The 10,762-nt window shown below is 62.0% G+C and carries 6 protein-coding genes; 3 read left to right on the top strand and 3 right to left on the bottom strand.

The window, feature by feature from the left end; all coding sequences use genetic code 11:
* Positions 1 to 970: 970 nt before the first annotated feature.
* The 3 genes from AWB76_RS09275 to AWB76_RS09265 form a co-directional block, all read right to left on the bottom strand.
* A complete protein-coding gene (locus tag AWB76_RS09275; protein WP_061159812.1) occupies positions 971 to 3,301 on the bottom strand; it encodes a cytochrome P450/oxidoreductase in 2,331 nt (776 codons plus the stop codon).
* A gap of 71 nt (positions 3,302 to 3,372) precedes the next feature.
* Positions 3,373 to 4,536 (bottom strand): dienelactone hydrolase family protein, encoded by a 1,164-nt coding sequence (locus AWB76_RS09270; RefSeq protein WP_061159811.1) that lies wholly within the window; start codon positions 4,534 to 4,536, stop codon positions 3,373 to 3,375.
* Between the two features lie 52 nt (positions 4,537 to 4,588).
* Complete coding sequence (locus AWB76_RS09265; protein ID WP_061159810.1) at positions 4,589 to 5,932, bottom strand: Nramp family divalent metal transporter; 1,344 nt, start codon at positions 5,930 to 5,932, stop codon at positions 4,589 to 4,591.
* Positions 5,933 to 6,220: 288 nt separating this feature from the next.
* On the opposite strand from AWB76_RS09265, the gene AWB76_RS09260 reads away from it, so the two are divergent.
* The 3 genes from AWB76_RS09260 (at position 6,221) to AWB76_RS09250 (ending at position 10,452) form a co-directional block, all read left to right on the top strand.
* Positions 6,221 to 8,128, top strand: a complete 1,908-nt coding sequence (locus AWB76_RS09260) for a site-specific integrase (RefSeq protein ID WP_244173279.1) — start codon at positions 6,221 to 6,223, stop codon at positions 8,126 to 8,128.
* Positions 8,129 to 8,301: 173 nt separating this feature from the next.
* Positions 8,302 to 9,480, top strand: coding sequence for a ParA family protein (locus tag AWB76_RS09255; protein WP_061159808.1), 1,179 nt, complete (start codon positions 8,302 to 8,304; stop codon positions 9,478 to 9,480).
* A complete protein-coding gene (locus AWB76_RS09250) occupies positions 9,481 to 10,452 on the top strand; it encodes a ParB/RepB/Spo0J family partition protein (RefSeq protein ID WP_061159807.1) in 972 nt (323 codons plus the stop codon).
* The last annotated feature ends 310 nt before the right edge of the window (positions 10,453 to 10,762 follow it).

Genomic DNA, 10,762 nt, shown 5'->3' with positions numbered 1-10,762 from the left:
CGCGATCTTCGCGAGCGAGCCGCCGAATTTGCCTACCGCCGTACGCGCGGCCGATACGATCACTACGTCAGTCATTTTCTATCCTCATCAAACAGCGAAAGCGTGAGCGGATTTCCGATTGCGATAGGACGCACGCGACACGGAAAAGGCATCCATTACGTGTGGATTCGGTGAGTTCGATTCGAACCCTGGCGATTGATGCGCAGCGTCGATTACGGAGCCAGTCCGACCGTCCGATGCGTGAGTGAGCGACTTTCAAAGGGCGTCGCGCCGACTACGGGATGACCTCGCCGAACTGCGAAGTTCGTTCCGCATAGAAAATCCCGAATGGGACGCGGCAAACGTGCAGCCAATTGCTGACCCATTTATACGGGCCTTTAATAAAAATCTCTCAGGTTCGGCACCGGCCTTCTCTTTCGCCTTGCTGCGCCAATCGCGTGAACGCGACTTCACCGCGCGAGTCCACGCGCCGTCTTGCAGCAGGATGTTGGAAGTTTTTTTCGGTCGTGCGTGCTTGTGCGACGCACCAAATTAGTAACAATTCTATACGCAAAATATGCGTAAAAATTTTCATATTAGTAGGTATTAACCCTGATATTCGTAAAAAGTCCCATATTGAACATGCCGAATATCGCTGTCTTGCTCGAACGCACGTTCAATAATCATCCTATATGACGACGAAAATTGCGCGGTTGTATGATGAATGTCGCGATTTCGGGTAACGACTTACTACGCTCACAAGGTGGTTGTCCTGGGCAACCGGAGTCGCGCAGCGTCGCGCTTTATATCCGAATTAACTACTGTGTATAACGATTTAATCTCAATCGCCGTTTCGATTTTAGATCGATATGACGACGTGATGAAAACATGAGCATTTATTGATTGCCTATTGCCGCGACATAATGTCATCCGTCAATAAACTAATCGCTTCCGGCGGACTGCGGACATCCGCCGGAAACTCGGCAAAGCGTCAAAGCGCCAGAACGAGCTTTTTGCCCTTCGCGCGCGAGCAGCACGTCATCATGCGATTGTTCGACTGGCGCTCGCTCCTGGTCAGCACCACGTCGCGATGATCGATATCGCCGTCGAGCACGCGCACCTCGCACGATCCGCACAGACCTTCTTCGCAATCGCTCTGCACATCGACGTTCGCGCGCCTGAGCGTCGTGAGCAGCGTCTGATCCGCCGGGACGGTCAGCACCAGACCCGAATCCTTCAGTTCGACTTCGAACGCGTGTTCCTTCTTCGGATCGAGCGTGCCGAGCTTCGATTCGAAGTGCTCGATCTTCAGCGCGTCTTCGGGCCACTCTGCGCTCGCGTCGGCAAGCGCATCGAGCATGCGCGCCGGACCGCACCCGTAGACCAGCGTGCCCGCGTCCACGGCGAGCGCGGCGAAATCGTTGCGCGCGCCCTCTTCCGACACGTACGCGCGCAGGCGTTCGCCGTGCAGTGCGCACATCTCGTCGAGCAAGGCCATCGACGCACGCGAGCGCCCGCTGTAATGCACTTCGTAATCGATGCCGAGCGAGCGCGCGCGCCGCGCCATCGCGCTGATCGGCGTGATGCCGATGCCACCCGCGATCAGCACGAGCTTCTTCGCTGTCTCGTCGAGACGGAAATGATTGCGCGGCCCGCGGATGCGCCAGTGCGCGCCGGGCTTCACGTTCTCATGCACCCACGCCGAACCGCCGCGGCTTTCCGTTTCGCGCAAGACGGCGATCTCGAACGCGCGGGCGTCGCCGGGATCGCCGCAAAGCGAATACTGACGGGAGATGCCGGTGTCGCCGCACACGACATCGATATGCGAGCCCGCCGTCCAGCGCGGCAGATCGCGCCCGTTCGCCGACACGAGCCGCACGCGCACGATGCGATCCGCGCACGCCTGAACCGAATCGACGATCACCGCACGATTCACCGCATGCGACGACGGCTCGCCGATGCGCACCACCGCGCGCGGCTCGCGCACGGAAGGATCGATGCGCTCGGGATTCATCGACGGGTCCCATTCGACATAGAGATGCTCGGGCCCGCGAAACGATGTGTTCGGCACATACGTGAAGCGCTGCTCGGCGAGGCGCATGTGCGGCAGGCGGCGTGTGAGTTCGTCGAGAAAAACCTGCATCTCCATGCGCGCGAGGTTCTTGCCCATGCACTGATGCGCGCCGTAGCCGAAGGTCAGTTGATCGCTGGCGTTTTCGCGGCGGATGTCGAAGAGATCGGCGTCGGCGAACTGGTGTTGATCGTGATTCGCCGACGACGTGACGATCAAGAGCTTCGAGCCCGCCGCGATGTCGATGCCGCCGATCGTCACGTCCTTCGTCGCGAGCCGCCGCCACGCCGCGACCGAGCCGTTATGCCGCAAGCATTCCTCGACCGCATTCGGAAGCAGGCTCGGGTCGTCGCAGATATCGCGCCATGCGTCGGGATGTTGCAGCAGCAGCTTCATCGCGTTCGCGGTCGCGTTGGCCGTCGTCTCGTGCGCGGCGACGATGCCCGCCATCATCATCGAATGCAGATACGAGTCCGTGACGACCTCGGGCAGCGCCTTCTGCTTGCGGATGCCGTACTGCATCCAGCCGGGGCCGGACGGATCTTCGCGCATCTTGTCGAGCACCTTGCCCGCGTATTGCCAGAACTTGCCGACCGCGTGCGCGACTTCGACCTGCTCCTCGGGCTTCGGGCGCCCCCACGTGTTGACCGTGTGGGCGATCGAATAGCGGCGCAGCGTGTCCATGTCTTCTTCGGGCACGCCGAGAAAATGCAGCGCGACGGTGAGCGGCACTTCCCACAACATCTGATCGACGAGATCGGCGCGGCCATCGTCGATGAAGCGATCGACGTACTCGCGGGCGAGCGCACGCACCATCGGTTCGTGATGCGCGAGCGCTTCGGGCGTGAACGGGTCCATCAGCGCGCGACGGCGCGGCATGTGCGCGGGCTCGTCCTCGTTGACGAGCGTGCGGTTCAGCGCGAAGCCGTACGACGCGAGCACGGCGTTCGCTTCGGGGCCGGTCGGCGTGATCTTCTCCAGCGCGATCGACGGGCTGAACGTGATGTTGTCGCGAAAAATCGCCTTGATGTCGTCGTAGCGGGTGACGATCCAGTAGCCGAGTTTCGGGCTCCAGAAAACCGGCTCCTGTTCGCGCGCCCAGCGCACGTATTCGGGTGGATCTTGCTGATAGCCGTCGCCGAAGGGATCGAACTCGGCTGCGCGCGCGCTCACCGGACAGCCGTCCGGTGCGCGTGTTTCCTCATGGAAGGGACATTGAGGCGCGCGTTTCGCGCCGTCCACGTCGGTCATGCTCGTCTCCTGATCGTTTTTTTAGCGTGACCCTAGTATGCAACGCGACGTTCGCCCCGCGCTCGCCTGCGTCAGATCGGCTTGCCCTCGCTCGATGCCCAATTGGGCATCAACGCGTTGCTCGGCAGCGTTTCGTCGATGAGCTTGGCCGCCGTTTGCCGCCCCGCGACCGGAAGCCCTTCGGGATTCAACACGCCGATCTGCACCAGCACCGAAGCCTGATCCCAATAGATATGCTCGTTGTAGAGCTTGTCGCCGCGAAAGCGGATCACGGCGAGCATCGGAACTTCGAAGTATTTTCCCGTCGGCGCGAGACCGGGCAGCAGCCAGTCGATTTCGCAGCTATGCGTCGCGCAAAACACGAATTCGTCGACGACGCGATCCGCGCCGATCGTGCGCGACACCGGAATCAGCTTCGTGTCGGCGGGATTCGAGTGGACGAAGTGATAGCGGTAGAAGCGCTTCAACTGATCGTGACCGACGCCGCCCGTCATCGTCGGCACGTGGTTGACGTAGGGCTCGGCGACCATCGTCGGCATGACGGCGTCGACATCGCGCGTCCCGAATTCGAAATAGCAATGCTGCTCCCACAAATGATTCAGATCGAAGTGCGGACCGAGCACCTTGCGCAGCATCGCGAGCGTGCGCGAGTACGCCATCAGCGCGGCGGGTTTGTCGAAGTGCTCGCTGTCTGAAACGATGAAGCCCGCCGACGTGCCCGCGTACACATAGCGTTCGATATGCTGCCGGCCCGCGAGCGCCGCCTCGGCTTCGCGCTGATCGTGCGCGCCGGCTTCGGCGAAGTGGAAGATGATCGGGCAGCGGATCGTCGGGATGTCGGCGAGGCAGGCGCGGAAGTCGTCGGCGTAATAGCAGGCGGCGCAATCGACGTCGGCCTGCGCGGCGATGCGCGTCGCGAACCGGCCGCCGCGCCCGTAACCGATCACGGCGACTTTGCCCGCATGTTGCGGCAGCGCGCGCAAGGCATCGACGAGCGCCGCGAAGTTTTCCGCAGCGACGCCGCCCGGCTTCGGATCGTGATCGGGAAGTTGCGGCGCGAGCACGACATAGCCTTCCTCGGCGTAGAGATCGGCCGAACGCCGGACGAAGTCATCGAGCCCGCTCGCGTCGTGCAGCAACACGATGCCCGGACCCGAGCCCTTCGCGGGCTGCGCAACGTAAGCGGGAATGGTCGTGCCGTCGCGAAGCGCGATGTCGATGAACGTGCCGCTCATGGTCTGCGTCTCCTTATATATAGAGGGTGTTTTTGGCTCGCGCGACGCGCGGTCACGACAGCAGCGTATCGGCCAGCAGCTTCGCGTTGAGCACGACGATCACGGCCGCGACGAACCACGCCAATCCGCTCGTCCACCGCGAGACCACGAAGACGCCCATTTTCCGGCGGTCCGACACGAAGCGCACGAGGGGAATCACGGCGAACGGCAGTTGCATCGACAGCACCACCTGGCTCAGCACGAGCAACTGGCCGGTGCCCTTTTCGCCGTAAATCGCCGTCACGACGATGACCGGAACGATGGCGATCCCGCGCGTGAGGAGACGCCGCGACCAGATCGGGATTCGCAGACGCAGAAAGCCTTCCATCACGATCTGTCCGGCGAGCGTCGCGGTCACCGTCGAATTCAATCCCGACGCGAGCAATGCGACCGCGAAGAGCGTCGACGCGATGCTCAGTCCGAGCAGCGGCGAGAGCAAGCGGAACGCATCGCCGATTTCCGCGACTTCGACGTGACCGTTCGCGTGGAACACGGCCGCGGCGACGATCAGGATCGCCGCGTTGATGAAAAGCGCGAGCGTCAGCGCGATGGTGCTGTCGATCGTCGCCCAGCGGATCGCATCGCGGCGGGCCGCGACGGATTTGCCGTACGCGCGCGTCTGCACGACCGACGAATGCAGATAGAGGTTGTGCGGCATGACCGTCGCACCGAGAATGCCGATCGCCACGTACAGCATCTCGCGATCGGCGACGATGCGCGGCGACGGCACGAAGCCGCGCAGGATATCCGCGAACGGCGGCGCGGCGGCCGCGATCTGCAACGCGAAGCAACTTGCTATCACGACCAGAAGCGCGATGACAAACGCTTCCAGGAGGCGAAAGCCTCTGTTGATTAGAAGCAGCAAAAGGAAGGCGTCGAGGGCGGTCAGAAGCGCGCCCGCGATCAGCGGAATGCCGAAAAGCAGTTGCAGCGCGATGGCGGTGCCGATCACTTCGGCGAGATCGCAGGCGACGATCGCCGCCTCGCACGCGAGCCACAGTGCAAAATTCACCGGCCTCGAATAATGATCGCGGCACGCCTGCGCGAGATCGCGGCCGGTCGCGACGCCAAGACGCACCGCGAGCGCCTGCAGCAGAATCGCCATCAGGTTCGACAACAGGATGACCGTGAGCAGGGTATAACCGAAGCGCGATCCGCCGGCGATGTCGGTCGCCCAGTTGCCCGGATCCATATAGCCGACGGAGATCATGTAGCCCGGACCGGCGAAGGCGAGAAAGCGCCGAAACCATCGACCGCTTTCGGGCACATGAACCGACGCGTACACCTCCGGGAGGCTCGGGCGGAACGCGTCGTCCTGCTCGGGCGGTTTCGATGCGGGGCGTACAGGATCAAGCATCGGCTCGTTTCTCCTGCGGATACCTTCGTGGGCGTGGTGAAAATATGCGCCGCGGCGGGTGAACATTCAAGCGCGCCGGTCTGGCGACGCATACATATAGTGGAGTAATCGACTCCGATGCTGATAATTCGACTTATCAGACGTTGCGATTTTTCTTGTCAAATTCGAAGCTGCTTGATAACCTCGGCGCAAATCACTGAATAGAAAGGATAAATGGCTAGAAACAGGGCACGCGCGAAAGCGAGTTTGCCAGAAAACGACGAGCAGGCGACGTCGGAAAACGTTCCGGTGTACGCGCCGAGCCGCCTCACGCGCCAGCACTTTGCGCTGTATCGCGGTTATCTCGACGGCGTGTCGGAGGCGCAACTGCACGCATCATATGGCGACGCCAGCGCCGACGTCCGCGCGACGCGGCGGCTGATCGCGGCGCTGCGCGACACGCTTTCCGTTTTGGCCCGCCGCGCCCGCGACACCGAAGCCGCTCACCTGCTGCGGCTTCGCCCTGGAAGCATTCCCCTGTTCGAGCCGCCGCCAGCCACGGCCGCCCCGCCGCTCGACGACTTCCGCGAACGAGTCGATCCCGGTGGCGTTTACAGCGAATCCGAGCTGCTGGCGTTGTATCGGGAGGAATATCCGCCGGACAGCTCTCCCGCCATCGACCGGCGCGCGGGGCGCAATGCGCGTTTGCGGCGACGCCAGGCCGATGCGCTCGCGCGTATGGAAGCATCGCTCGCGCAGGATCCGAGTCCGGATCATCCGATCGACGGCTGGTTCGAGCCCGCAATCACCGCGCGACTTTCGGCGGCCGGGCTCGCGACGATCGCGGATGTCATCGAGTTGATCGAGCGAAGGCGGCATCGATGGTACGCGACGGTGCCCCGGCTCGGTCCGAGAGGCGCGCAGCGGGTGGTCGACTGGTTGCAATTGCACGCGCAGGCGCTCGGGCGCGCGCTTTCGCCGGCGGCGCTGGTGCCGCGTCGGCAGTGGCAGCCGGAAGTTTCCACGCCGGCGCTGCGTTCGGACATCGCCGGGGAAGACGCGATCGTCATCGCACCGATCGAGGCGCTGCGCGTCCCGGCGGCACTGGATGGATCGAAAGGGTCGAATCGGGCCGGCGGCGTGCAGTTCAACACCGATGTCCGCGCGATCTTCGCCTGGCTGGACGTTCGGTCGGACAGCGCGCACACGCGTCGCGCTTATCGGCGCGAAGCCGAGCGTTTGTTGCTGTGGGCGCTGGTGGAGAAAGGCAAGCCGATTTCCTCACTCGACGCCGCCGACTGCGCCGAATACCTTGGCGAGTTTCTCGCGAATCCTCAGCCGGCGTCACGATGGGTCTCGACGCATCGCGGGGAGCGGTGTTTTGCCGCCTGGCGCCCTTTCGCCGGCGCCCTTTCCGACCGCAGCCGCGAGACCGCACGCTCGATTTTGAACGCCATGTGCGAATGGCTCGTCGGCCAGCGTTATCTGACGGTCAATCCGTTTACCGGCTTTGCGCGTGTCACGGCGCCGCCCGTGTTCGAATCGGCGACGCGTACGCTCGATCCGGCTCAATGGAAATGCGTGCTGGAATCCGTCGAGCGGGCCGAGTACTCGTTCGCTGCACACCGCGACAAATTGGCTCTGCTTCTCGCTTACGCCACCGGCTTGCGTCGCGCGGAACTTGCCGCCGCAACCACCGACGCGCTCAGCGCCGGGCGTCTTTCCGGCGTCGACGGCGTGGTCTGGCGTCTCGCCGTCGCGCAAGGCCGCGGCGAAGTGCGTACGGTGCTTTTGCCGCCCGTCGTCGCTGAGACCCTGCAGGAAAACCTCGCATTGCGCGGCCTGCCGCCCGCGCTGGATTGCCCCGACGGCACGCCGGTTCTCGCGCAGGCGCGCGGCGGGCAAGCGCTGTCCCCGGACGGTGTTGGGAAACTCTTCAAACGGATTTTCTCCAACGCGGCTGCGCTCATGGAATCGCGCTCCGCCGGGAGCGGCCGCCATTTGACACGCGCCAGCACGCATTGGCTGCGCCACACGCACTCGATGCACGCGCTCGGGCACGGTGCGGAATTAGGCGAGGTCAGCGCCGGACTCGGTCATGCCGACCTTTCGACGACCGCGCTCTATCTGAAAAACGAGGACGCGGGCCGTTTTCTGGGCATCGAAAAGCTGATCCGCACTGCCTCGTTAACGCGAAACTCGTCAGAGCCGTCCTAATTTTGCGTTTACACAAGCGGCCGGCGTTGTAAAAATGTCCGTCGCGGGCACTCAAGTACTTCAGAGTTTACTTGAGGTTTACCGGTTCGACGTTTATTCTTCGGTTTGCAGCTTGTTTTCCACAAACCGAAGAATTATTTGCTTACCCAGGCCCGCCAGTGACTGCGAATTCCATGCTAAGCGCTCGGCTTCCCGAAGTCGACCAATCCGTTTCGATCGAAACGCTCTTGGGGGTGGCCGCCCAAGCCACTGACATTCTCAATCAGATCCGCGACGCAATGTTGGAGCCGTATCCGCGCAAAAGCGCGCCGACATTCACGAGCGCGCAAGTCGCGTCGCTGTGCGGCATCGACAAGCAGCGGTTCCAGTATCTGACCACCAAGGGCGATCTCCCCGCGGGAACCTCCAAGGGTGCGGGCCGGAGCAAGGAATTCACGCTCGAGGAAGCGCTCACCTGGATTCGAGCGACTAAGGAGCGGCCACGCAGGCCGGAAGGCAGGCGTGGGCGAATCGTGACGGTCGCGAACTTCAAGGGCGGTGTCGCCAAGACGACGACAGCGGTCTCGGCCGCGCAGGCGTTGACGCTGCTCGGTCGCCGGGTGCTCGTGATCGACTGCGATCCGCAAGGCACGACGACGCAGTTGTGTGGTTGGGCGCCGGATGCCGAGATTTCGGACGATCAGACCCTTCTTCCGCTCGTCTACGGCGACCAGCAGACGCTGCACTATGCCGTGCAGGAAACGTACTGGCACAACCTCGATCTCATTCCGGCGTCGTCGTCCCTCTTCGACGCTGAATTCGAAATTCCCGCCAAAGTTCTGAACGACAGTACGTTCGAATTCTGGGAGATCGTTCGCAAGGGCCTCATGCCGCTCGCAGACGAATACGACGCGATCGTGATCGACACACCACCGGCACTCAGCTATCTGACCATCAACGCGCTGTTAGCGTCCGATGCAATTTTGCTGCCCTGCCCGCCCGAGGCACTCGACTTCGCAAGCTCGACACAGTTCTGGCATCTCTTCGCGGATATCGCCAAGAAGCTGCCGGGCGTGCTTGAGCAGAAGCGCTTCGACTTCGTGAACGTAATCATGACGAAAGCTAAATCCGATGACGTTTCGCGCGTCGTGCGCGGGTGGCTTCAGAAGGCGTATGGCGATCGCGTGTTGCCGTTCGAGATTCCGGAGTCAACGGTGCCGAAGGGCGCCTCGGCGCAGCTTTCGACCGTCTATGACCTGTCGAAGCCGGACGGCAGCACGGCTGCATACAACCGATTCAAAGAGCCGCTCGATCGGCTCGCTGAGCATCTCGACGCGCAGTTTGCCCGCGCGTGGAATCAGAGGGAGGATTAAATGGGCATCGGGGACAGACTCCTCGCCAAGACAGCGAACATCGGCAGCAAGCCAGCGGATCCGGCGCAGCCGCGTCCGGTCAACACTGAGCCGAAAACGTCGCCTGGGCGCTTGATGGATGCACAGCATCGCATCAATACCGCGCAGGCGCGGATCAAGGAACTCGAGTCGCAACTCGAGGAGCGGGCGGCGCTTGAAGTGCCGCTCAATGCATTGGTGGAAGTGACTGGGCGGCGTCGCAAACTCACCGCTGAACAGTTTCAGGAGCTGAAGAGCAATCTGGCTCAGCACGCCCTCGCCACGCCGATTCTGGTGCGGACGCTGCCGGAAGGCCGCTATGAGATCGTCGCAGGACACAACCGTGTGGCGGCGTACCGAGAACTCGGGCGATCGACGATTCGCGCGAATGTCGCATCCATCGAGGAAGGCGAGATCGAATTCGCCGCGTTCTTTTCGAACCTGCTGTCGCCGTCTCTTACGGACTTCGAGAAGTACTGGAACTTCAAGCGGCTTCAGGAGTTGAGCGGACTGTCGCGCACCGAGATTTCGGAGAACGCGGGTTTGAGCAAGAGCCACGTCACCCGAATCTTTTCGTTCGATGCCCTGCCGGAAGCCGCCAAGATCGCTCTGGCAGAAAAGCCCGAACGGCTCGGCAGTAATGCGGCGCAGAAGCTTGCCGCGTTGACCGAAGCAGGGAAGTCGGAGAAGGTCGTCGAGGCAGTTCGCCGCCTGATCGACGACGAGAATTTCACGCAAGACAGGGCAGTTGCGCTCGCCGCGGAAAAGCCGCGAGCGGCAGCGCCAAGCGCGACCGTGGTTCGATCAGGGCGGCGAAAAGTCTGCGAAGTCTCTACCAGAAACGGCGTGGTTGGCGTTCGGTTTTTCGAGAAAGACGCGACAGATGCCGAGCAGTGGGGCCAAAGAATTGTCGACTTCATCAACAAGACATTGAGCGAGTCGGAGCAGGACTGAAACTCTACTAGAGTTTCCTTTGAAATCAACGACTTAAAGAATTGAAGTAAAGGCCGGCTCAGCGAGCCTAGTAGAACTTCCTTATAAATCAACGGCTTGTTGATTCGGCACCGAAGAGGATGCTATGTAACGAACATGCTTCAAAAAGACAAAAGCCTTCGGCGCCAACCGAAGGCTTTTGAATATCGGGCTTAACTGCTTATTGCCCGTTCCGCTTCCCGACGCCAATCGGGTCACGAGTACGCACCTCGAAGTTTAGCGGAACGCGATCGGCAGTCAAGCGTTTGTCTTCCATTTTTCGAAATGGACG

The organism is Caballeronia temeraria (assembly GCF_001544795.2).
Lineage (GTDB): Bacteria > Pseudomonadota > Gammaproteobacteria > Burkholderiales > Burkholderiaceae > Caballeronia > Caballeronia temeraria.
This window is presented reverse-complemented; position numbering and strand designations above follow the sequence as displayed.

What these genes read in the sequence shown, in the direction of transcription:
- AWB76_RS09265 (WP_061159810.1), bottom strand. Translation starts at nt 5,932, where the DNA reads ATGCTTGATCCTGTACGCCCCGCATCGAAACCGCCCGAGCAGGACGAC.
- AWB76_RS09255 (WP_061159808.1), top strand. Translation starts at nt 8,302, where the DNA reads ATGCTAAGCGCTCGGCTTCCCGAAGTCGACCAATCCGTTTCGATCGAA.
- AWB76_RS09250 (WP_061159807.1), top strand. Translation starts at nt 9,481, where the DNA reads ATGGGCATCGGGGACAGACTCCTCGCCAAGACAGCGAACATCGGCAGC.
- AWB76_RS09270 (WP_061159811.1), bottom strand. Translation starts at nt 4,536, where the DNA reads ATGAGCGGCACGTTCATCGACATCGCGCTTCGCGACGGCACGACCATT.
- AWB76_RS09275 (WP_061159812.1), bottom strand. Translation starts at nt 3,301, where the DNA reads ATGACCGACGTGGACGGCGCGAAACGCGCGCCTCAATGTCCCTTCCAT.